Origin of the sequence: Derxia lacustris (assembly GCF_002105195.1) — a bacterium.
Classification (GTDB): domain Bacteria; phylum Pseudomonadota; class Gammaproteobacteria; order Burkholderiales; family Burkholderiaceae_E; genus Derxia; species Derxia lacustris.
The window spans coordinates 17,195-38,985 of sequence record NZ_MUHU01000018.1 but is presented as its reverse complement, the minus strand read 5'-3'; the positions used below and the strand labels follow the sequence as shown (position 1 = coordinate 38,985).

15 protein-coding genes are annotated in these 21,791 nt (G+C 69.6%); 6 read left to right on the top strand and 9 right to left on the bottom strand.

Going from position 1 to position 21,791, the window contains the following annotated elements:
• The first annotated feature begins 3 nt into the window (after positions 1-3).
• A complete protein-coding gene (locus tag B9P64_RS15060) occupies positions 4-696 on the top strand; it encodes an RloB family protein (RefSeq protein ID WP_085316686.1) in 693 nt (230 codons plus the stop codon).
• A gap of 132 nt (positions 697-828) precedes the next feature.
• Positions 829-2,013, top strand: a complete 1,185-nt coding sequence (locus B9P64_RS24490; protein ID WP_139826311.1) for a competence protein CoiA family protein — start codon at positions 829-831, stop codon at positions 2,011-2,013.
• Positions 2,014-2,052: 39 nt separating this feature from the next.
• Here B9P64_RS24490 and B9P64_RS15050 read toward each other — a convergent pair whose 3' ends face one another.
• From B9P64_RS15050 to B9P64_RS15040, 3 genes are read right to left on the bottom strand one after another with little or no spacing between them, the layout of a single operon-like run.
• Positions 2,053-3,162, bottom strand: a complete 1,110-nt coding sequence (locus B9P64_RS15050) for an ABC transporter permease (protein ID WP_085316694.1) — start codon at positions 3,160-3,162, stop codon at positions 2,053-2,055.
• A 2-nt stretch (positions 3,163-3,164) separates the two neighbouring features.
• Positions 3,165-5,990 carry a ribosome-associated ATPase/putative transporter RbbA gene (gene rbbA / locus B9P64_RS15045; protein ID WP_085316684.1) on the bottom strand — a complete coding sequence of 942 codons (2,826 nt, stop codon included), beginning with the start codon at positions 5,988-5,990 and terminating at the stop codon, positions 3,165-3,167.
• A complete protein-coding gene (locus B9P64_RS15040; protein WP_085316693.1) occupies positions 5,987-6,985 on the bottom strand; it encodes an HlyD family secretion protein in 999 nt (332 codons plus the stop codon). Before B9P64_RS15040 ends, rbbA begins: the two co-directional genes overlap by 4 nt.
• 165 nt (positions 6,986-7,150) lie before the next feature.
• Between B9P64_RS15040 and B9P64_RS15035 the strand changes: the two genes are divergently transcribed.
• Positions 7,151-8,989 carry an ABC transporter ATP-binding protein gene (locus tag B9P64_RS15035; RefSeq protein ID WP_235840001.1) on the top strand — a complete coding sequence of 613 codons (1,839 nt, stop codon included), beginning with the start codon at positions 7,151-7,153 and terminating at the stop codon, positions 8,987-8,989.
• A gap of 14 nt (positions 8,990-9,003) precedes the next feature.
• On the opposite strand, the gene B9P64_RS15030 is transcribed toward B9P64_RS15035, so the two are convergent.
• Positions 9,004-12,729 (bottom strand): YCF48-related protein, encoded by a 3,726-nt coding sequence (locus B9P64_RS15030; protein ID WP_085316683.1) that lies wholly within the window; start codon positions 12,727-12,729, stop codon positions 9,004-9,006.
• Between the two features lie 87 nt (positions 12,730-12,816).
• Here B9P64_RS15030 and B9P64_RS27030 point away from each other — a divergent pair, with 87 nt between their 5' ends.
• A complete protein-coding gene (locus tag B9P64_RS27030; protein WP_217808688.1) occupies positions 12,817-12,981 on the top strand; it encodes a hypothetical protein in 165 nt (54 codons plus the stop codon).
• Between the two features lie 24 nt (positions 12,982-13,005).
• On the opposite strand, the gene B9P64_RS15025 is transcribed toward B9P64_RS27030, so the two are convergent.
• Complete coding sequence (locus tag B9P64_RS15025; protein ID WP_085316682.1) at positions 13,006-13,863, bottom strand: SDR family oxidoreductase; 858 nt, start codon at positions 13,861-13,863, stop codon at positions 13,006-13,008.
• A 143-nt stretch (positions 13,864-14,006) separates the two neighbouring features.
• Between B9P64_RS15025 and B9P64_RS15020 the strand changes: the two genes are divergently transcribed.
• The gene (locus tag B9P64_RS15020) at positions 14,007-14,387 is read left to right on the top strand and encodes a winged helix-turn-helix transcriptional regulator (RefSeq protein ID WP_139826312.1); all 381 of its coding nucleotides are present in this window, start codon (positions 14,007-14,009) and stop codon (positions 14,385-14,387) included.
• A gap of 18 nt (positions 14,388-14,405) precedes the next feature.
• Here the strand turns inward: B9P64_RS15020 and B9P64_RS15015 are convergent, their stop codons facing one another.
• The 4 genes from B9P64_RS15015 to B9P64_RS15000 form a co-directional block, all read right to left on the bottom strand.
• Positions 14,406-15,494, bottom strand: coding sequence for a hypothetical protein (locus tag B9P64_RS15015; protein WP_139826309.1), 1,089 nt, complete (start codon positions 15,492-15,494; stop codon positions 14,406-14,408).
• Positions 15,495-15,666: 172 nt separating this feature from the next.
• On the bottom strand, positions 15,667-17,325 hold the full coding sequence (locus B9P64_RS15010) for a SulP family inorganic anion transporter (protein ID WP_085316679.1): 1,659 nt from the start codon (positions 17,323-17,325) through the stop codon (positions 15,667-15,669).
• Entirely contained in the window at positions 17,318-18,520 is a 1,203-nt protein-coding gene (locus B9P64_RS15005) for a DUF2252 domain-containing protein (protein ID WP_085316678.1), read from the bottom strand. Before B9P64_RS15005 ends, B9P64_RS15010 begins: the two co-directional genes overlap by 8 nt.
• A gap of 66 nt (positions 18,521-18,586) precedes the next feature.
• Positions 18,587-20,605, bottom strand: coding sequence for an outer membrane protein assembly factor BamB family protein (locus tag B9P64_RS15000; protein WP_176256828.1), 2,019 nt, complete (start codon positions 20,603-20,605; stop codon positions 18,587-18,589).
• A 310-nt stretch (positions 20,606-20,915) separates the two neighbouring features.
• Between B9P64_RS15000 and phnC the strand changes: the two genes are divergently transcribed.
• Positions 20,916-21,761, top strand: a complete 846-nt coding sequence (gene phnC, locus B9P64_RS14995; RefSeq protein ID WP_085316676.1) for a phosphonate ABC transporter ATP-binding protein — start codon at positions 20,916-20,918, stop codon at positions 21,759-21,761.
• The last annotated feature ends 30 nt before the right edge of the window (positions 21,762-21,791 follow it).

Below are 21,791 nucleotides of genomic sequence, written 5' to 3'. Positions count from 1 at the left end.
CGCATGGGCCGCGACAACCAGCCGCGCCACCGTCAGGCAGCCAGAGCGTTGGGCCGCCAGAAGGCAACGCGGCAACCCGTCGAGCGTTTGCTGATCGTCTGCGAAGGCAAGAAGACCGAACCCAACTACATCGAAGAAATCCGGCAGGACTTGCGGTTGCCCACTGCCAACGTGCAGGTGCTGCACAGCGATTGGGGGACGTCGCCAATCCAGATCGTCGACTACGCCGAGCACCTGCTGCTGAATGGCGACGCGCGGCTTGGCCTGCGCCCGCGCGAATTCGACCGCGTGTGCTGCGTGTTCGACCGCGACGACCACGCCACCTACCATGCCGCCCTCGCCAAGGCGGCGGCGCTGGACGGCAGGCACCGCAACGACGAGAAGCGGCCCGTGCCCTTCGAGGCGATCGCCTCGGTGCCCTGCTTTGAACTCTGGCTGCTGCTGCACTTCGAGGATGTGAACGCGCCGCTGCACCGCGACGACGCGCTGCGCCGCCTGCAAGCTCACTTGCCCGGCTATGCGAAGGGGCAGGGCGGGCACTGGGCCGCCAGCAAGGCATTGCTCGATACCGCCACGCGCCGGGCTCAGGCGCGCGCCGCCGTCACCACCGCCCACGACGGGCAAGCCCCCTATACCGGCATGCACACGCTGGTACACCGGCTTGTGCATTTGAAGACTGAGCGTGTAGACGATTGACGATTGACGACTGAAGCCCCTCTGTTGGCAAACGGTGGGAGCGTTGTCGCGTTCGACTTGGCGTGATTCGTCATTGCGCCAAACAGGCGGGGCGTCGAGCCTTTGGCGTCAGGTTCAATTCGCGCCCGTCTCATGTCTTCCAAGCTTTCGGATTTGCTTGTCCCCTTTGCCCGTCGGCGCGAGGACGGGCGGGTCGTCGGTCCTCTCGATGTTCCCTCCGGCCGGGACGCAGACTGCATTTGCCTTGAGTGCCAAGGCTCCGTTCTGGCCAAGCACTCTCGTGGTGGCGGACGGCGCCCACATTTCGCGCATGACCAAGCTGTCGCCTGTGGGCGCGCAGGGGTTGAGTCAGCGCTGCATGCGGCGACCAAGGCTGCGCTGCTTGCGCTGGGCGAATTGCATGTGCCAGAACTCGCCGCAGAAATCTGGGACGGTGCGCTGCGACGCTGTCAGTCCGTCGTCCCCGCAGGTTTGACCCCGCTTGGAAATCCACGTCTGGAGCACGCCGTACTCGGTTATCGGGCGGACGTTCTCGCCACGGTGCAAGGAACAGAAACTGCGATTGAAGTGGTTGTCACTGCCGATGTGTCCGACGACAAGGCAATGGCCTTGCTCCAAGCGGGGTTTGCGTGCCTGGAAATCCGGGTAGACCGTGCCCGGGTCTGGCTGACGATGGCGGAATTGCAAGATGCCTTGCGAACAGGGGCTCTGCCAATGCGCTGGCTGGTCCATCCCGACCTTGCCCGGACTCAGTCGGAACTGCGGGCGGAGTGGAAGGCACAAAAACTTGCACGGCAGCAGGCGACCGCGAGGCAGCTCATGAGCCGACCTCAGGGGCGTCACATACCGGCATCGCATGGCCCGAGATATTTGGAAGTCGAGGTTGATCGTCGGCTGTATCGGGAGTGGCTGGCCAGCCGTTCGCCGAACCGGCTGGAATCCCAGGAAGAGCAGGACGAATTCGTGTGGCCCGATTCGTTTTCCCTGTCCGGTCCTTTGCTGAGCGAAGACTTCTGCCGGAGGGATATTCGCGAGCATTTGCGTGACTCACGATGGCATTGGTGTCTGCCGCTACCCGATCATCCCGAGATTTATGGCCGACTTGCATCGATTCCGGTGGTGGCGGCGCTGCCGTCAGGAACGCTTGCCCGGCTTGAGCGCTATCTCACTTCGGATGTCATGACGCGCTGGCCATGCCGGTGGTTTGCCGAAGGTTTCGAGACGCTGACCGGCATGGCCGAAAACACATGGCTGCGCAGTTTTTTCGAAGCTGGATTGGCGTATGCCGAAAGTTCGCCTTTGCGGCACCCGGACTGAGGCGGCCTCGGATCTGAGCCAAGCTGTCGACTTGTCGGCTCAGCCCTGAGCCGCCGCCAGCGTCTTGCGGAACCGCATCAGCGCGCCGGCAAAGAACACCGCGCCAATCGCGATCACCGCCGCAAAGCTCTTCCACACCACATCGAGCCCGCCGCCGCGAAACAGGATCGCCGCCGCGAAGTCGACGTAATGCCGCGTCGGCGACACCAGCATCGCGTTCTGGAGCCACGTCGGCATGCTGTCGAGCGGCGTCATCGCGCCCGACAGCAGGTTGAGCACGATGAAGGTCGGGAAGGCGAGCAGCCCGAACTGCGGCATCGAGCGCGCGACCGTGGCCAGGAAGATGCCGAGCGACGTCATGCTGAACATGTAGAGCGCCGTGCCCAGCATGAACAGCGGCACCGAGCCGGCGATGGGCACATCGAGCGCCCATTGCACCGCCAGCTTGAGCGACAGCGTGGACACCGCCACGATGACCAGCGCGCTCGACCAGACCTTGGCCAGCATGATTTCGCTCGGCCGCAGCGGCATGACCAGCAAGTGCTCCAGCGTGCCGTGCTCGCGCTCGCGCACCACCGCCGCGCCCGACAGGATGATCGCCAGCATCGTGATGTTGGAAATGATCTGCGAGATGCCCATGAACCACGCTTCCTCCAGATTGGGGTTGAAGCGCGAGCGCGTGACCAGCGCCACCGGCGTGCTGCTGGCGTGGCCGGTGAAGCTGGTCACCTCCTGGCTTGCAATGGTTTGCACATAGGCGCTGCCGCGTCCGGCCTGCGACATGGCGGTGGCGTCGATATGCAGTTGTAGCGTGGGCGCGCGGCCGGCTTCCACGTCGGCCTGGAAGCGCGGCGGGATGTCGAGCACGAAGGTGGTGCTGCTGGCGTCGAGCGCGCTGTCGATGTCGCGCGCACTGAGCGTGGTGGCGGGCAGAAAGTAGGGCGGCAGCAGCGCATCGGCAATGCGCGCCGAGAGCGGCGAGCGGTCTTCGTCGACCACCGCGATGGACGCGTCGCGCAACTCCATGCGCGCGCCCTTGGCCGGGCCGATCACGGCGTAGCTGAAGGCGTAGACGATGAGCCCGACCATCGCGGCGTCGCGCGCGAGGCTGATGATTTCCTTCCAGCCGAGCCAGAGGATGGCGCGCATGGTCACTTGTCCTGGGTGCGCAGCGCGAGCCGCGCGGCGGTGATGTAGGCCACGGCGGTCAGCGCCAGCATGGCCAGATCGAACATCAGCGCACCGGGCGGCAGCGCCTTGGTGAAGCTGCCCACGCTGATGTGCTGGAACCAGGTGCTGGGGAAGGCGCGGCCGATGAGCTTGCCGTCGAGCGACAGCGAGGCCACCGGCATCATGAAGCCGGAGAACTGCACGGTGGGCATGACGGCCAGGATGGCGGTGGCAAAGATGGCGGCGATCTGGCTGCCGACGAAGCAGCTGACGAACAGCCCGAAGGCGGTGCTCGCCGCCACATAGAGCAGGCCGCCGGCGGCAAAGGTGAGCGCATCGCCCTTGAACGGCACCTGAAACAGAAACAGCGCCAGCCCGGTCAGGCTCGCGAAATTGAGCAGCGCGAGCCCGATGTAGGGCAGCTGCTTGCCGAGCAGGAATTCGATGCCGGTGGTGGGCGTGACATAGAAGTTGATGATCGAGCCCAGCTCCTTTTCGCGCACCACGCCGAGCGCCGTCATCATCGGCGGGATGAGCATGAGCAGCAGCATGAGCACGCCCGGCACCATCGCGTAGACGCTGCGGAAGTCCTGGTTGTAGCGGTAGCGCTCCTCCACGGTGAAGGGCTGGGCGATGGACACGCCGTTGTCGGCGGCGATGCGCGCGATGAAGGCGTGATGCACGCCCTCGATGTAGCCGCGGCTGGTCTCGGCGCGAAAGGGCATCGAGCCGTCGATGCCGACCATCACCTCGGGCACGCGGCCCTGGCGCAGGTCGCGGCCAAAGCCGGGCGGAATCTCCACCGTGAACTTGACGTCGCCGCGCTTGAGCGCGGTGTCGAGCGCGGCCGGATCGGTGACCGCGCCCAGGTTGCGGAAGTAGCGCGAGCTGGCGAAGCCTTCGAGATAGAGCCGGCTTTCCGGCGAGCCGTCGCGGTCGAGCGCGAGATAGCTCAGCCCTTCCACGTCGAAGGTGATGCCGTAGCCGAACACGGTCATGAGCAGCAGCGGGCCGAGCAGCGCGAACACCAGGCGGATGGTGTCGCGGCGCAGCTCGGTGGCTTCGCGCCGGGCATAGGCCCAGAGCCGGCGCGGGCTGAAGGCGGCCGGGCGGGCGTGGACGGCGGGTGCGGGCGCGGCGGCGGGCGCCAGGTCGGGCGGCGCGGCCGAGTCGGCGAGTGCCGCCGCCACGGTCCTGCCGTCGGCCGGCATCGGCGGCGCCACCTCGGCGGCTTCAGCTGGCGCGGCCGGCGCCGGCGGGCTGCCCGCCGCCGCTTCCAGCGCGGCGATGAACGCGTCCTCCAGCGTGGCCTTGCCGCTCGCCTGCACGATCTCGGCCGGGCTGCCCTGCGTGAGCACGCGACCCGCATGCATCAGCGAGATGCGGTCGCAGCGCTCGGCCTCGTTCATGAAGTGGGTCGAGATGAAGATGGTCGTGCCCTTGTTGCGCGACAGGTCCACGAGCAGCGCCCAGAACTGGTCGCGCGCCACCGGGTCCACGCCCGACGTGGGCTCGTCCAGGATGAGCAGCTCGGGCTCGTGGATGACCGCGACCGCCAGCGACAGCCGCTGGCGCACGCCGAGCGGCAGGCTGTCGGCGACCTGATCCATCCAGGCATCCAGGCCAAAGGTCTCGGCCAGCTCGGCCAGACGCGGCGCGATGCGCGCGCGCGGCAGCTGGAACAGCCGCGCATGCAGCGCCAGGTTCTGCCGCACGCTCAGCTCGCTGTAGAGCGAGAAGGCCTGCGACATGAAACCCACGCGCTTGCGGGTCGCAAGGTCGTTGGCATCGACCTCCTTGCCGAAGAGTTTTGCGCTGCCTTCGGTCGCGGGCAGCAGGCCGGTGAGCATCTTCATCGTGGTGGTCTTGCCGCAGCCGTTGGAGCCGAGGAAGCCGAAGATCTCGCCGCGCGGAATGCGGAAGCTCACGCCGTCCACCGCCGTGAAATCGCCGAAGCGGCGCGTGAGGCCGGTGGCCTCGATGGCGATCTGCTCGGCGCCGTCGGCCACGCTGCGCGGCGGCACGGTGAACACGCCGCCCGTGCCGCGTCGCTCGGGCGGCAGCAGCTGGACGAAGGCCTGTTCGAGCGTGGTCGCGCCGGTACTCGCCTTGAGCGCGGCCGGCGTCTGCTGCGCCAGCACGCGGCCGCTGTCCATCGCGACCAGTTCGTCGAAGCGCTCGGCCTCGTCGAAATAGGCGGTGGCGACCAGCACGCTCATGCCCGGCCGGCGCGCGCGCATGCGCTCGATCAGCTCCCAGAACTGGCGCCGCGACAGCGGATCGACGCCGGTCGTGGGCTCGTCGAGGATGAGCAGATCGGGGTCGTGGATGAGCGCGCAGCACAGCGCCAGCTTCTGCTTCATGCCGCCCGAAAGCTTGCCGGCCGGCCGGTCGGGGAAGGGCGTGAGGCCGGTGGCGTCGAGCAGCTCGGCGATCTTGGCGTCGCGGCTCGCGGCATCGAGGCCGAACAGCCGGGCGAAGAAGTCGAGGTTCTCGCGCACCGACAGCGTCGGGTAGAGATTCTTGCCGAGTCCCTGCGGCATGTAGGCGATGCGCGGGCAGACGCTGGCGCGATGCTCGGCATCGGCAATGCTGCCGCCCAGCACCTCGACGCTGCCTTGCTGCAACTTGCGCGCGCCGGCCACCAGCGCCAGCAGCGTCGACTTGCCCACGCCGTCCGGCCCGATGAAGCCGACCGTGCGCCGCGCCGGAATCGCCAGATCGACGCCGGCAAGCGCCACGGTCTTGCCGTAGCGGTGTTCGGCGCCCGCGAGCCGCGCGACGCTGTCCTGCGGCGGAAGATTCATTCTGCGGGCAGCTTCACGGCGAGCTTGTCGGGCCAGGGCGTGGCTTCATCGACGCGCACATAGGCCAGCCCCGGCACGCCGGCCTTCACGCGGGTCTGGTACTTGCGCAGCAGCTCGGGCGCGATGGCCAGCTTGACGCGGAACACCAGCTTCTGGCGCTCCTGGCTGGTCTCGACCGTCTTGGGCGTGAACTGGGCCTCGGCCGCCACAAAGCTCACGCGCGCCGGCACCACGTACTCGGGCGCGGCATCAAAGATCAGCCGTGCCTCGGCGCCGATGGCCGCGCGTCCGGCCGAGCCCTCGGGCACGAACACCGTCATGTACACATCGGCCAGATCGAGCAGGCTCACCACCTTGCCGCCGGCCGCCAGCACCTCGCCCGGCTCGGCCAGCCGGTATTGCACGCGGCCGGCGCGCGGCGCCTTCAGCACCGTGTCGGCCAGATCGCTGCGCACCCGGTCGACCGCCGCCTGCGCCGCCTTGACGGCCGAGCCGGCGCCCACCGCCTGCGCCTTCGATGCCGCCACCGCCGCGCGCGCGGTGAGCATCGACGAGCGATCCACATCGAGCTTTTGCGGGCTGATGAAGCCGCGCGCCACCAAGTCTTCGGAGCGCGAGAAATTGTTCTGCGCCAGCGTCAGCTCGCCGTTGCGCTGATCGACCACCGCCTGCGCCGCCGCGACCGAGTCGCGCGCCTGCGCCACCTGGGCCTGGGCCTGCGCCAGCTGGGCATCGAGCGCGGCGGTGTCCATCTTCGCGATCACCTGCCCGGCCTCGACCAGATCGCCTTCGCGCACCAGCACCTCGGCCACGCGGCCGGCCAGCTTGGTCGCCACGTCGATCTGCACCGCCTCGACCCGACCGTTGGTCTGCACGATGCCGGCCGGCAGCGGCACCGGCCGCGAGCGCCACCAATACCAGCCGCCGCCCGCCGCCAGCGCCAGAAGAACGAGCAGTACCAGCGCGCGGCGCAGTACGGGATGGGAGGTTGTCATGGTGGTCGTCAGCGCCTTGTAGTCGGTGGAGAAATCATTGCGCGGCGCCGCGACTGTGGCCTTGCATCAGGTCAACGGCACGGTCGTGCACAGCTTGTTGCAGACTTCGGCGCAGTGCAGCAATCAGGCTGCAAGGTTTTGCTTTTGCCGTTGGAGCTTCGCGTGCTGGCCGCTTTTTTCGAACGTCTTGTCGATCCCTATCCCGCGCCCGAGCCGGTCACGCCGCCGCGCGGCCTGTTCCGCTTCCTCTGGGCCGGCACCGAGGGCATGCGGCCCTTCATCCTCGGCATGTCGGCGCTGACCGCCTTTGTGGGCGTGTTCGAGGCGGTGCTGTTCGCCATCATGGGCAAGCTCGTGGACTGGACCACCGACACCACGCCGGCCGCCTTTGTGGCCGCGCACGGCGCCACGCTGGCCTGGCTGGGCGCGCTGCTGCTGTTCAGCATCGGCGCGGTGGCGCTGCAATCGGCGTTCAAGCATCAGACGCTGGCCGGCAACTTTCCGATGCGGCTGCGCTGGAACTTTCACCGGCTGATGCTCGGCCAGAGCATGGGCTTCTATCAGGATGAATTTGCCGGCCGGGTCTCGGCCAAGGTGATGCAGACCGCGCTCGCGGTGCGCGAGGTGGTGTTCATCCTCACCGACATCCTGGTGTTCGCGGTCATCTACTTCGCCACCATTTCGGCGGTGGCGGCCGGCTTCGACTGGTGGCTGCTGCTGCCCTTTGCGCTGTGGGCGGCGGGCTATGTGGGCTCGATGTTCTTCTTCATCCCGCGACTCGCGCGCACGTCCGAGGCGCAGGCCGATGCACGCTCGCTCATGACCGGCCGCATCACCGACGCCTACACCAACATCGCCACGGTCAAGCTGTTCTCGCACGGCCGGCGCGAGGCGTCATATGCGCGCGGCGCGATGCGCGAATTCATGGCCACGGTGCATGGCCAGATGCGGCTCGTGACCGGCGTGGAGGTGGTGAACCATGCGCTCAGCGTGCTGCTGGTCGGTGGCACGGCGGGTCTGGCGCTGTGGCTGTGGAGCCGGGGCCAGATCGGCCCGGGCGCGCTGGCGGCGGCCACGGCGATGGCGCTGCGGCTCAACGGCATCTCGCACTGGGTGATGTGGGAAATGACCTCGCTGTTCGAGCAGATCGGCACGGTGCAGGACGGCATCGCCACGCTGGCGCGGCCGCATGCGGTCGTCGACCAGCCCGACGCAAAGCCGCTCAAGGTCACGCGCGGCGAGGTGCGCTTCGAGCGGGTGCGCTTTGGCTATGGCGGCGCGCGCCAGGTGATCGACGGGCTCGATCTGGCGATACGGCCGGGCGAGAAGATCGGGCTGGTCGGCCGCTCGGGCGCGGGCAAAAGCACCATCGTGAATCTGCTGCTGCGCTTCTACGACGCCGAGGGCGGCCGGGTGCTGATCGACGGCCAGGACGTGAGCGCGGTCACGCAGGAAAGCCTGCGCGCGCAGATCGGCATGGTCACGCAGGACACCTCGCTGCTGCACCGCTCGGTGCGCGACAACATCCTGTACGGCCGGCCCGACGCCGGCGACGCCGACATGCTGGCCGCCGCGCGCCGCGCCGAGGCCGACGAGTTCATCGCGCAACTGGCCGATGCCAAGGGCCGCAGCGGCTACGACGCGCATGTGGGCGAACGCGGCGTGAAGCTGTCGGGCGGCCAGCGCCAGCGCATCGCCATCGCCCGCGTGATGCTGAAGGACGCGCCGATATTGCTGCTCGACGAAGCCACCAGCGCGCTCGACAGCGAGGTGGAGGCGGCGATCCAGGCCAGTCTTTATTCGCTGATGGAGGGGAAGACGGTGGTGGCGATCGCGCACCGGCTATCGACGATTGCGGCGATGGATAGGCTGGTGGTGCTGGAGCACGGAAGGATTGTGGAGGAGGGGAGTCACTCGGAGCTGCTGGCCAAGGGTGGGTTGTATGCGCGGTTGTGGGCGCATCAGAGTGGGGGGTTTCTGGGGGAGGAGGTGGAGGCGGCTTGATTTCGCTCTGCGAATCAGTCGTCAGTTCTCAGTTCACTAACAACCTCAAGAAATGCCTTCACGTCGCTGTCGCTCCATTCCCATTCCGTTGAGTCAGGTTCGACCAGCGCGGTCCGAATTTCGAGTAGCCGCGTGGTCAGCAATAAGTAGTAGCCGTTGACTGGTTCCAACGGCCTCTTCTCCGCAAGCCCAGCGAGATAAAAGGAGTCGGCATGCGGGGCCGATAGGAAGCGTGCAACGTCGTCTCGCACTCGCACCTCCTTCGGCTTAATCAGGTAGAGCGCCGATAACCCGACAACGGAGGTTTCAGAAACACTCGGTGTCGCGCTGAGGTCCTCTAGGAGGGCGGGCATCAGTCGGCTGACAACGCTCTCCGCCAGCGTCTGCCGCCGATACACCGGCAGATTCAGCCGCACGCTCACATAACGGCTCAGGTTGAGAAAGCGCTTGAGTTCGCGCGGCGCGCGCAGCCGGTCTTCAACCATGAAGAGCGACTGCCAGACCTTCACCGCTTCGGCATAGCGGCGATCCGCCGCCGCGCGCGGTGACTCGTTCCAGATGCGCCAGCCGCGCCAGCCCGCAAGCGTGATCAGCACCGCGACCGGAAGCCACACCAGCGACGGACCGCTGTCGTCATCGACCGGCGCAGGCTCGCCCGACGCCGCCGGCACATCCCGCAGCGGGGCCGGCTCGCGCGGCTGGGTCGACACATTGGGCGCGCTGACCGACTTCCGGCCCGCTTCCAGGTGCAGCGCATAAGCCTCGTCCTTGCCGATCCAGTCGAGCGTTTCGCGCAGGAAGACGGTGGTCTGGGCTTCCCTCTCCGCAAACAGGCCGTGCTGGGATTGGTCGGCCGCAGCCGAGAGTCGGTCGAGCTGCTCGTCCACCTTCTTCAGTCGGCGCTCGGCCTCGCTGATGCGTGCGGCGTTGTTCTCCTTGGCCAAGGCGGCGAGTTCGCCGGCCAGCTTTGCGTCGCCTGGCTTGGGCGTGACTGGCGCCGGGCTGCGCTTGAGCCATTCGACATAGGCGATGAGCTTCGGCCGCTCGGTGCTTTCGTGTGCCATCAGCGTGTTGCGTGTTTCGGTCTGGCGGCTGGCTTCCTGCTTTTTCAGCTGGCCGAGCCAAGGGTCGGCGTTGATCCAGATCCAGCCGACAAGCCAGCCGACCACGGCGGCGCGAGCGACCCAGCGAAATCCGGCGAAACCAAGGTCAAGCCGATGCACCCATCGCTCGGCCCTTGCGCAGCGCTGCGCCTGCTGCCGCGCTCGAAGCCGCACATGCGCGTCGTGCAGGCCGTGGCTGGCTTCCTCCGCACCATCGTCCTCGTCGGAGCGCAGCAGCGCGGCGCCAGCCTCGGCCGACAGCGCCGGCACCGGAATCTCGATCTGCACCAGCTTGCGCAGATAGGCCTGGGCATAGGCGAGCTGGCGCGCGGCTGGCGTGCTGTCCGGCGCGGGCGGTGAGTCGGCGGCGGGCACTTCGCCGCGCCGCGCGCTTTCCAGCTCGGGCAGCAGCGTCGCGAGGTCGGTGAAGTGCTTGCCGAGCTGGGCCTCGACGATCTCGCGCGCGACGCCCAACACGACAAAGCAGTTGCCCGAAGTGACGAGGAAGTTCACCGCCTCCAGCACCTCGGCGCAGGTGTCGGGCGAGCAGCGGTCCAGGTCGTCGATGAAGACGGTGAGCGTGCCCGGGCGCAGCGCCTCGCACACGTCGGCAAAGTGCTCGCGGAAGCGGGCGCGGAAGGTGGTCTGCTCGTCGGCCACGCGGGTGCTGAAGTCCTTGCCGAGCGTGGCGAGCAGCACGCCCGGCCGGTCCGGAAAACTGCGCAGCAGGTAGAGCAGCAGATAGGCGACCGACACCACCACGACGAGGCAGGCGGCAAGCGGCCCCAGCACGCGCGACGGCTCGCTGCCGAGCAGGCCCAGGCTGGCCTTGAAGAAGCCGGCCCAGTTGCCGGCAAACAGCTGCTCGACCGCCGGATGGCTGGGCAGGGCTTGCGCCAGCGCGGTGACCTGGCCGGCCAGCCATTTGAAGCTGCCGGTGCGGTCGAGCACCGACCCGCCGATGACGGCCAGCGGCCCGAACAGCAGCACCAGGGCCATCAATGCGGGCAGGGCAGTGAGGAAGGGCGCGCGGCGCCAGCGCCGCACCACCAGCCAGAACCGGAAGCGCAGCCCGGCGAGGCTGAACCACGGCGGCGGCGCCTCGCGCTGTAGCACGCCGAGCAGGGCGGCGAGCGCGACCGCGTCCTTCTGGTGATGCCAGGCGTTGAACCAGACGGTGCGCCCGCCGAGCCGGTCGAGCCGCTGCCTGAGCATGGCCATCATCGAACTCTTGCCGCGACCCCAGGGCGCGGTGATTGCGATGGCGAGCGGCGGGCGGGTGGCGTCATGACGCAGAAAGCTCGCGAGCGCCTCGACGATGGGGGTGAAGCGCAGGCGGTCGTGGCGGCTGTCGTCGATGGGGCCGTCGGCGACGGGGTGGGCGAGGATGAGACCGGCGAGGTCGCGGCGCCAGCCGGCGGGCAGGGTGGCGCGGGCGAAGACCAGTAGCAGCGCGACGCTGGCGAGGTAGAACCAGGGGGCGGGGCTGCGGGAGTAGGTGGCGGCCTGGTGCCAGGTTTTGCCGCCGTTGGTGGTGGCGAGAATGGTGCTGTCGTCGCCGACGATCCAGCCGCGCAGGTTGTCGCTGGCGAAGGTCACGCTGGTGAGCCTGGCCGTTGTATCGCTGGTCTGGACGGCCCAGGAGCGTCCGCCGTTGTCGGTGGCGAGGACGGTTCCCGCATCGCTGACCGCCCACCCGCGCAAGCCGTCGCTGGCGAAGGTCACGCTGGTGAGCCAAGACTTTGAATTGTTGGTCTGTAGGGCCCAGGAGCGCCCGCCGTTGTCGGTGGCGAGGATGGTGCCGCCATCTCCCACGGACCAACCGCGCAGGCCGTCGCGGGCAAAGGTCACCCCGGTAAGCATGGACTTTGAATTGCTGGCCTGGCCAGTCCAGGCGAGTCCGCCGTTGTCAGTGGCGAGGATGTTCCCGTCGGAGCCGACGGCCCACCCGCGCAGGCCGTCGCTGGCGAAGGTCACGCTGGCGAGGACAGACTTTGAATTGTTTGTCTGGACAGCCCATGAGCGCCCGCCGTTGTCGGTGGCAAGGATGGCGCCGCTCATTCCGACGGCCCATCCGCGCAGGCCGTCGCTGGCGAAGGTCACGCTGTTGAGCCAAGACTTTGAATTGTTGGTCTGTAGGGCCCAGGAGCGTCCGCCGTTGTCGGTGGCGAGGACGGTGCCGTCGTTTCCGACGACCCATCCGCGCAAGCCGTCGCTGGCGAAAGTCACGCAGTTGAGCCAAGACCTTGAATCCCTGGCCTGGACAGCCCATGAGCGCCCGCCGTTGTCGGTGGCGAGGATGGTGCCGCCGTCTCCGACGGCCCATCCGCGCAAGCCGTCACTGGCGAAATGCACGCTTTTGAGATTGGGTACCTCCGACACTCCAGCAACATCCCGCAAGCTCGGCACCGGCCGCAAAAACCGATTCGTCTCGCGCGGCGCAAGCAGCCATTCAAGCGGCTGCTCCATCAACTCCGGCGCCGGCTCATACCGACTTCCCAGCGCCGCCTGCTTCTGCTGCGCAAACCAGTACAGCCCCACGATCAGCGCCAGCAGCAGCGCCGTCGCCGCCGCCAGCCAGCCCAGCCGTCGCGTCCGCTCGCGCCCGACACTTGCCGCCAAGTCCTGCGTCGCCATCCGTCATCCCGCGTTTGTCGTTGTGACCGGACGGTCGCCAAGCGCGGGCGCAAAGGCAAGCAGACAAATCCGGCCCGGCGCCGGATGTTGCGCGGCATCGTCAGCAGCCTGCTGGAGGAAGCGCCGATGTCGCTGCTGGCCGGCGTGGTCGAGCAGCTGCATGCCGAGACCGGGCTTGAGCGCGCGGCAGGCTGGCGCCGGCTGCGCGCGCTGGCGCATGAGCTGAAGACGACGCGCGAGGTATGGCAATGAGCGCGCCCTCATCAAACCCTTTGCTCAGCCCTTGAGCGCCGCCGCCACCGCCGCCTTCACCGTCACCGTCGCCTTCCCCGTCAGCGCCCCGATCCCCTTCCCGCCATCGAACAGCGCCCCCTTGGCCGCGCCCGCATCCGAATCCGCCAGCAGCGCGGCAAAGCCTTCCGGCAGCCCCACGCTCACCAGCACATCCTTGTAGGCCGCCTCGGGCAGGTTGTTGTAGACCACCGGCTTGCCCGCCTGCGCGGCAATCTCCGCCGCCAGTTCGGCCAGCGAGTAGGACTCGTCGCCAGCCAGCTCATGCACGCGCCCGGCCTGATCCTCGGCGCTGGTGAGCACGGCCGCAGCGGCCGCCGCGTAGTCCGCGCGGCTCGCGGCCGAGATGCGGCCTTCGCCCGCCGCGCCCAGCAGCGCGCCGTGTTCCAGCGCGGTCGGCAGCGCCAGCAGATAGTTCTCCACATACCAGCCATTGCGCAGCAGCACATGCGGCAGGCCCGAGGCCTTGAGCGCCTGCTCGGTCGCCACATGCTCGGCGGCGAGCGCGAGCGGCGAGGTGTCGGCATGCAGCAGGCTGGTGTAGGCCAGCAGCTTCACGCCGGCGGCCTTGGCGGCGTCGATCACGGCGGTGTGCTGGGCCGTGCGCTGGCCCACTTCGCTCGACGAGATGAGCAGCAGTTTGTCCACCCCGGCAAATGCGCCGGCGAGCGTCTCGGGCTTGGAGTAGTCGGCTTCGCGCACCGCGATGCCCTTGGCGGCCAGGTCGGCGGCCTTGGCCGGGTTGCGCACGGCGGCGACGATCTGGCTGGCGGGCACGCTGGCGAGCAGCGCGTCGATGACGAGGCGGCCGAGCTGGCCGGTGGCGCCGGTGATGGCAATCATGGGTGACTCCAGTGCTGTCGTTGAGGTGCCGCGCAGCTTAGACTTGGCACTAACGAAACGTAAGTACGCACAAAAAGGTAAGTGTCATGGCAACGGTCAAGAGCAGGCGCGCCAGGCCGGCGGCGGCAGTGAATCCGGCAGTGATGGCCGAGCCGCGCGTCGGCTTGTCCGAGGCGCTGCGGCGCGGCGAGCTGATGGCGGCGGCCTGTCCGTCGCGCGCGGTGCTCCAGCATGTGACGAGCCGCTGGGGCGTGCTGGTGCTGGTCGCGCTTGCACAGGGCGTGCATCGCTTCAGCGAGCTGCGGCGCAAGGTCGGCGGCGTGAGCGAAAAGATGCTGGCGCAGACGCTGCAAGGGCTGGAGGGCGACGGCTTCGTCGAGCGCACCGCCTATCCCGAGGTGCCGCCGCGCGTCGAATACCGGCTCACGCCGCTGGGCGAGGAGGTGGCGGCGCGGGTCGGCGCGCTGGCCGACTGGATCGAGCTGAATCTGGGCCGGGTGATGGCGGCGCGCGCCGGCCAGTGAGGCGCCGCCGGCCGTGCCTTACCGATGGATATGCACCCCGTTGGGCTGGGTGCTGCACAGCGTCACCAGATGGATGTCGGCATAGCGGTAGCCGGCCACCGCCGCCGGCAGCAGCGCGGCGAACAGCAGGCTGCTGAGCGCCGCCGTCGCCAGCACGCCATGCCGGCCGCGCACCTGCATCCGCTCGGCGATCGGGTTGCGGTTCCAGGTCAGCGCGAACAGCGCCGCCAGAAACAGCGCATGGCCGACGAAGTCCATCCAGCCGAACAGCAGGATCGCCGCCGACATCAGGCAGAACAGCAGCGCCGAGCCGGCCTTGCCCGACAGCCGGCCGAACAGCACCAGATAGGCGAGCGCGAATTCGACCATGCCGGCGCCGGCCATGTAGAACTCCAGATCGGTCATGCCAAAGCGCAGCACCGGGTAGTCGTGCAGCAGCTCGAAGCTCCAGTTCGGATAGCCGAACTTCTCGGCCGCGCCGACCATCAGCGTGAGCGCGGTGGCGATGCGCAGGATGGCCAGCGCGCGCACATGCAGCTCGGGCCGCAGCGACATCAGCAGCAGATAGGCGGCCGCGCCCAGGAAGGCCGGGTAGTCGAGCATGTGGAACAGGCCGAGGCATTCGATGCCCATGCCGTAGAGCAGCACGATGCCGGTGGCCGCGATCCAGCCGGTGGCCGGCAGCAGCGCGGTGGCCGCGATCAGGTATTGCAGATTGGCCACCCACCAGGCCGAGGTGGTCGATTCGGGCGTGAGCAGCACGCTGTGCTCGCTGCCCAGGATGGCGAAGAACACCGCCACCAGCACGCGCAGGAACAGATAGGTGCGGCCCTCGAAGCTGCGGTCGACGCGGGCCAGCCGCTGCGCGATGCCGGTGTTGCGGCCGACCAGATACGAGTCGAGCAGCGACGCGGCGAACAGCACCGCGATCGCGGCGGCAAAGATCCAGGCGAAGGGCGTGAGCGCCACGACCTCGTCGAGGCCGCGCGGCGGAATCATCAGGTTGATCTTGCTGTTGAACCACTTGATGTGGGCCGAGGCCGGGGCGGCGTACATCAGCAGCAGGCAGGGGAGGAGGGCGGCGCGGCGGAGGATTGGGCTGGGCATGGAGGCGGCGGTCGGTGGGAGGTGCCGAGCCGGGTTGAGGCCCGGGGCGCGTCATGCGCTCTGGGCTCGGCCGAGCAAATCTGCCGAGCGTAGCGGGCGCTTGCAAGGGACTGCCGCCGCACGGCGCCGCCAACCCTGGCGAGCGGAGGGATTTGCGCACAGGCGGCGGCGTTCAGCCGCCGGGCGCGTCTGCCGCAGCCAGCGCCACCGCATCGGCCACGCTGAAGGTCATGCGCGCCTGCCGGCCCACGCCGTCGGGGTCGCAGCGCGCCAGCAGTTCGCGCACGCGGTCCTTGGCGCGCGCCAGCAGCAGGGTCTGGCCGTTGCGCTCCAGCCGGCGCGACAGCTCCATCAGGCACTCCACCGCGGTGCTGTCGAGGTCGGAGCTTTCTTCCAGGCTGAGCACCACGGCGCGCAGGCCGCGGCGTTGGCCGGCGCGCTCGATCACCTCATGCACCACGCGCTCGGCGCTGGCAAAGAACAGCGGCTCCTCGGGCCGCAGCACGATCAGGCCGGGCAGCGCCAGCGCATCGGGATGGGCATCGGTCACCACGAAATTGCGCGTGCTGCCGAGCCGCCCCAGCTCATGCACCACCGGCTGGCTGAAGCGCCGCAGCGCCGCCACCAGCGACAGCCCGACCGCCGCGAGCATGCCGTGCAGCACGCCAAAGCCCAGCACCGCCGCGACCGCGCCGAGCAGCAGCACCCGGTCGCGCCGCATGCGCCACACCGCCAGCAGCGGCGCCGGCGACAGCGAGTGCCAGAGCGCCGCGATCACCGCCACCGCCAGCACCGGGCGCGGCAGCAGCGCCAGCGCCGGCAGGCCAAACGCCAGCACCGCGCCGATGGCCGCAAACGCCATCAGTCCGGCGCGCCGGCTTTGCGCGCCGGCCGCCGCATTGGCCTGACTGGCCGAAAACCCCGCGCCCACCGGCAGCCCCTGCAACAGCGCCGACGCCAGATTGCACAGGCCCAGCGCGCGCAGCTCGCGGTCGGCGTCGATGCTGTCGCCATGCGCCAGCGCCAGCCCGCGGATGCTGCCCCACGATTCGGCGAACACCAGCACCACCACGCCGAAGGCCAGCTCGGCCGCGCGCAGCCACTGGTCGAGCGGCAGCAGCGGCAAGGCGGGCGCAAACGCCGGCGCGGCGATGCGGCCGACCGTGGCCACGCCGCGCGCCTCCAGCCCGAGCGCCTGCGACGCCGCGACCGCCGCCAGCATCGCGATGAGAAAGCCCGGCAGCGCCGGCCAGCGCCGCAGCAGCGCAATCAGCGCGCCGGTGGCCAGCGCCACCAGCAGGCTGGCGCGATGCCAGTCGGCGGCATGGCGCGCGGTGTAGATCAGCACATGCAGCGGATCGGCGCCGGCGTCGTGCGGCAGTGGCAGGCCGAGCGCATCGGGCAGCTGGCGCAGCACGATCGACAGCGCCAGCGCAAAGCCGAAGCCGCGCAGCACCGGCCGCGACACCAGCCCCGACAGCTGGCCTTGCCGCGCCACGCCCAGCAGCGCCAGCGCCGCACCGGCCAGCAGCACCAGCGCTGCAAGGGCTTGCAGAAACGCGCCCGGATCGGCACCGGTGGCCGGCAGCGCCAGCACCGCCGCCGCCGCCAGCGTGGCGGTGGACGAGGTCGGCGACACCACGGCAAACCGGCTGCCGCCGAGCAGGCCGTAGACCAGCAGCCCGGCCAGCGCGGCCGCGAGCGCATGGCCGGCCGGCACGCGCGCCAGCCCGGCATAGGCGACGGCTTCCGGAATCAGCAGGCCGGCCACGCAGAGGCCGGCGGCGGCATCGCGCCAGCCGGGCACGGCGGTTTGCGCTGCGTCAGGCATGCAGGCTGCCGTCGGCACAGGCGGCGTCGAAGGCGGCCGAATCGGCGCGCGTCCGGGCCGCCAGCGCTTCGGTGGCGGCCAGCAGCTCGGGCGGCCAGTGCGGGTCGCCGGCCCAGGCGATCAGCGCATCGGCATTGGCCGAGCCCTGCCGGCCGCTGCTGCGCAATTGCGCCCAGGCCAGCAGCCGGCCCAGCGTCTCGATGGTGGCGCGCAGCTCGGCCAGCGACTGCGCCTTGCGCTCCAGCGTCACGCGGTCTTCCGACGGTTGCAGGCCGCGCAGCACGAAGGGCTGGCCGCCAAAGTCCACCGCGTGCAGGAAGGCCATCGACGCCGCCTGCATGCGCCGTTGCAGCAGCACGATGCGGTCGGCGTCGCTCACCCACGCGGGCTGCGCGAGCGCCACCTTGGGCGCCAGCGTGGACGGCAGCGCGCGCTTGAGGTCGAGCAGGTAATGGCCTTCGAGGCCGTCGCCCTTGCCGCGCACCAGCAGCACATAGCGCTCCACGCCCAGGCTGCCGGTGCCGGCGATGCGGCGCGCCACGTCGATGAGCTTGTAGAAGCGCGGCTCGGGCTGGCTGGCGGCGAAGCGGTCGAGGAAGGCGGCCACGGCGCCGCGCTGCTCCGGACTGGCCGGCAGCGCCTTGCCGTTGTCGGTGCGCAGGCGCAGATGCCCGTCGCGCGTCTCGGTGCGCTTGCCGATGTAGTCGGCGCGCTTGCGGTTGCGCAGGTCGGCGAGCAGGTCGCCGATCTGGCCGTCGGCGGTGTCGCGGTCGATCCAGCCGGCCTTGCCGTCGGCCAGCGCGGCGCGGTAGGCGGCGAGCTGGGCGCGGCAGAGCACATCGGTCTCGGCGGCGGAAATGCCGAGGCCAGAGGCACCGACGCGCAGGCTGGTCAGTAGCCGCGCCAGATCCCAGCTGGCGGGCGCGAGCGCGGCTTCGTCGAAGTCGTTGATGTCGAACTGCACCTGGCGGCTGTCGGCCTTGTAGCTGCCGAAGTTCTCCAGATGCAGGTCGCCGCAGGCCCAGGCGGCGGGGGCGCTGGCAAACACGCCGCCCTGCGGCATGCGGTCGTGGAACAGGTGGCAGCTGCCGCGCAGGAACACGAAGGGGTCGCCGCGCATCTTTGCGTACTTGAGCGCGAGGCGTTCGGGATCGCGGCCGGCGTTGTAGTCGGCGATGGCGCGGACGATGTCCATGGAGGCTTTCGGAGGCGTGGGCAGAAGTCCCCCGATTGTGCTGCGCCCGGCCCGCGCCGGCGCCGGTTACGGCAGCGCGAACACCACGATCGCCGACGTGCCCGTGCCGCCGAAGAAGCCCGACACCACGCCACTCGTGGTGGCCACGTACTGCTTGCCGCCGAGCGCATAGCTGATGACGCCGCCGCCCACCGAGCCGCCGGTGTTGAACGAGTAGAGCGTCTTGCCGCTGGCCGCGTCGAGCGCGAGGAAGTTGTTGTCGAGGTCGCCGGTGAACAGCACGCCGCCGCTGGTGGCGGTGATCGCGGCCACGAGCGGCGTGGACCATTGCCGTTTCCACTTCACCTTGCCGGTGGTCGCGTCGAGCGCCTGGATCCAGCCCTTCTTCCTGTCCTCGGGGTCGGGCGACACGGCGCCGCCGTAGTAGTGCGAGTTGTCCACGAAGGCCGGCGGCGTGGCGCTGCGCGTGAAGGTGCCGCACCAGTCGATGCTGGACACGTAGAGCGCGCGCGCCTGCGGGCTGTAGGCCGGACCGTTCCATTCCAGCCCGCCGAGCAGGCCGGGGCAGGAATGCACGCCCTCGGGCGTGGGCGAGGCGTCGAAGTCGGTGCGGCTGGTGATCTCGGCCTGCCAGAGCTGCTCGTGGCTGTTGCGGTCGAGCACGCGCAGCAGCCCGTCCTTGCCGCCGATGGCGATCAGGTCGCGCGGCTTGCCGCCGCCGCTGGCCACGCTGAACAGCGGGCTGGTCTGGCTCAGGTCGCGGTCGTGCTCGTCGGCCGGGCCGAACTGGCGATACCAGAGCAGCTTGCCGGTGTCGATGTCGAGCGCGACGGCCGAGTTGGTGTACAGGTTCGCGCCCACGCGGGCGTCGCGGTAGAAGTCGGGCGCCGGGTTGCCGACCGGCACCCAGAGCACGCCCTTGGCGGCGTCGAGCGTGAACGGCGTCCACAGGCTGCCGCCGCCGTGCTGGCGCGCCTGGGCGCTGGGCCAGCTGTCGGCGCCGGGCTCGTTGTCGTCGGGGATCACGTTGAAGCGCCAGCGCGGTTCGCCGGTTTTCAGGTCGAAGGCGCCGACCCAGTTCTTGGCGCCCCAGTCTGCGCCGGCGGGCCCGTAGACGATGCTGTCGCCGTAGATGAGCGGCGGCATGCTCAGGTACTGGCTGTTCTTCGCGTCGGCGATCTTGCGGCTCCAGATTTCGGAGCCGTCGGCCATGTTGAGTTCGAGCAGATAGCCGTCGGGCGTGCCGCGCACCAGCCGGCCGTCCTTGATGGCGACGCCGCGGTTGCTCTTCGACAGCGCGGCGTCCTTCATGGCCCAGCGATGGGTCCAGCGCGGCCGGCAGGTCGCGGCGTCGATGGCGACCGTGCTCTCGTCGATGGTGAAGTACATGACGCCGTCGAACACGAGCGGATTGGTCTGCGTGGAGCCGGCCGTGTTGGAGCGGTAGATGCAGGTCGCGCGCAGCTGGCCCGCGTTGGCCGGCGTGATCTGCCTGAGGTCGACGTAATGCTGGCCCGACCAGTCCTTGCTGGCGTAGAGCCAGTTGGCGCGGTCGGCGGCGGCGTTCATCAGCTGGGCCTGCGTGGGGCCGCCGGCGATGGGCGTGGGCGCCCTGGGCGGCGCGGCGCTGGCGGCATCGGGCGCGCCGAGCGTCTTGAGATAGGCGACCACGTCGGCGCGCGCCTTGGGATCGGCGACGGCCACGGCCATCGCGGTGCCGGGCAGCTTGGCGGTCGACGAGGCGATGAAGGATTCGATCTCCGCCTCGTTCCACGTCAGGCCCGAGTGCGCCATCGCGTCGGTGTACTTGTAGTCGCGCAGGCTGCCGGCGTGCCGGCCGACCACGCCCGCGAGCGACGGGCCAAAGCCGTTCTTGCCCGGCATGACGGTGTGGCAGGACGCGCACTGGTTCTGGAACACGGTCTTGCCGGCGTCGGCATTGCCGCCGGCCTTGTCGGCCGCGACGGCGTTGGGCGTGCCCGCTTCGGGCGTGCCGTCGGCATGGGCCGGGGCGAGGGCAAGCAGCAGCGGCGCCGCCAGTGCAACGAGGAGCAGCGGGCGCGTGCCGGGAGGAAGGCGGGTCATGGATCGGGCTCCGATGCCCGGCGCCATGCCGGAGAAGGAGCGGGCGCCGGAAACAAGGCTCGCCGGCGCGGCGCCGGACGGGGCGCGCGCAACCGGTGCGGCCCCTGTGGCCGCTGGCCAATGGAGCCGCAGTCTTCGCCGTGAAGGTCGCGGCCGCCGTCGGCGAATCGAAGCGTTACGCGGCGGGCAAGGGTGTTGCGACCGGCGGTCGCCGCAAACCGTCACGCGCCTGTCAGCCCCGCTTCACGCACACGTCACCCCGCGCGCCGACGATCCGGGCGATTCGGGCCATGGCGCCTGCGGAGGGGCGATGTCCAACGACAGCAACGCAATCGAAGTGACGGGCTTGAGCAAGCGCTTCGGCGGCCAGCCGGCGCTGCGCGGTGTGTCGCTGAGCGTGCGGCGCGGCGAGATGGTCGCGCTGCTCGGCGCCTCGGGCTCGGGCAAGAGCACGCTGCTGCGTCATCTCAACGGGCTGCATCGCGCCGATGCGGGCAGCCAGTCGGTGGTGCGGCTGTTTGGCCGCGAAGTGCAGTCCGGCGGCCGGCTCGCGCGCGATGTGCGGGCCCAGCGCGCCGACGTGGCCTGCGTGTTCCAGCAGTTCAATCTGGTCGAGCGGCTGCCGGTGCTGACCAATGTGCTGGTCGGCGCGCTGCACCGGCTGCCGTTGTGGCGCGGCCTACTCGGGCGGTTTCCGTTGGCGGAGCGCGAACGCGCGCTCGATGCGCTGCGCCGGGTCGGCATCGAAGGCTGCGCCTGGCAGCGCGCCTCGACGCTGTCGGGCGGCCAGCAGCAGCGCGCCGCCATCTCGCGCGCGCTGGTGCAGGGCGCGCGCCTGATCCTGGCCGATGAGCCGATCGCCTCGCTCGACCCCGAATCCTCGCGCCGCGTGATGGCGCTGCTGGCCGAACTCAACCGCGAGCTGGGCGTGACCGTGCTGGTGTCGCTGCATCAGGTCGATTACGCATTTGCCTTCTGCCCGCGCACGGTCGCGCTGCGCGCCGGCGCGGTGGTGTTCGACGGCCCGACGCAAGACCTCACGCCGGCGCGGCTGCGCGACCTGTACGGCACCCAGACCGACGAGCTGCTGGCCGCGCCGGCCGCCGCCCGGCCCGAGTCCGCTCCCGATTTCTTCGCGCTGCCGCAACCGGCCTGACGCGCCTCTCCTCCCGCCTCAAGGAAATCC

Excerpts from the sequence above, each read along its gene's own strand:
- B9P64_RS15015 (WP_139826309.1), bottom strand. The coding sequence starts at position 15,494 with ATGCCCAGCCCAATCCTCCGCCGCGCCGCCCTCCTCCCCTGCCTGCTG.
- B9P64_RS15005 (WP_085316678.1), bottom strand. The coding sequence starts at position 18,520 with ATGGACATCGTCCGCGCCATCGCCGACTACAACGCCGGCCGCGATCCC.
- B9P64_RS15020 (WP_139826312.1), top strand. The coding sequence starts at position 14,007 with ATGGCCGAGCCGCGCGTCGGCTTGTCCGAGGCGCTGCGGCGCGGCGAG.
- B9P64_RS15000 (WP_176256828.1), bottom strand. The coding sequence starts at position 20,605 with ATGACCCGCCTTCCTCCCGGCACGCGCCCGCTGCTCCTCGTTGCACTG.
- B9P64_RS24490 (WP_139826311.1), top strand. The coding sequence starts at position 829 with ATGTCTTCCAAGCTTTCGGATTTGCTTGTCCCCTTTGCCCGTCGGCGC.
- B9P64_RS15040 (WP_085316693.1), bottom strand. The coding sequence starts at position 6,985 with ATGACAACCTCCCATCCCGTACTGCGCCGCGCGCTGGTACTGCTCGTT.
- B9P64_RS15010 (WP_085316679.1), bottom strand. The coding sequence starts at position 17,325 with ATGCCTGACGCAGCGCAAACCGCCGTGCCCGGCTGGCGCGATGCCGCC.
- B9P64_RS15030 (WP_085316683.1), bottom strand. The coding sequence starts at position 12,729 with ATGGCGACGCAGGACTTGGCGGCAAGTGTCGGGCGCGAGCGGACGCGA.
- rbbA (WP_085316684.1), bottom strand. The coding sequence starts at position 5,990 with ATGAATCTTCCGCCGCAGGACAGCGTCGCGCGGCTCGCGGGCGCCGAA.
- B9P64_RS15060 (WP_085316686.1), top strand. The coding sequence starts at position 4 with ATGGGCCGCGACAACCAGCCGCGCCACCGTCAGGCAGCCAGAGCGTTG.
- B9P64_RS15050 (WP_085316694.1), bottom strand. The coding sequence starts at position 3,162 with ATGCGCGCCATCCTCTGGCTCGGCTGGAAGGAAATCATCAGCCTCGCG.
- B9P64_RS15025 (WP_085316682.1), bottom strand. The coding sequence starts at position 13,863 with ATGATTGCCATCACCGGCGCCACCGGCCAGCTCGGCCGCCTCGTCATC.
- phnC (WP_085316676.1), top strand. The coding sequence starts at position 20,916 with ATGTCCAACGACAGCAACGCAATCGAAGTGACGGGCTTGAGCAAGCGC.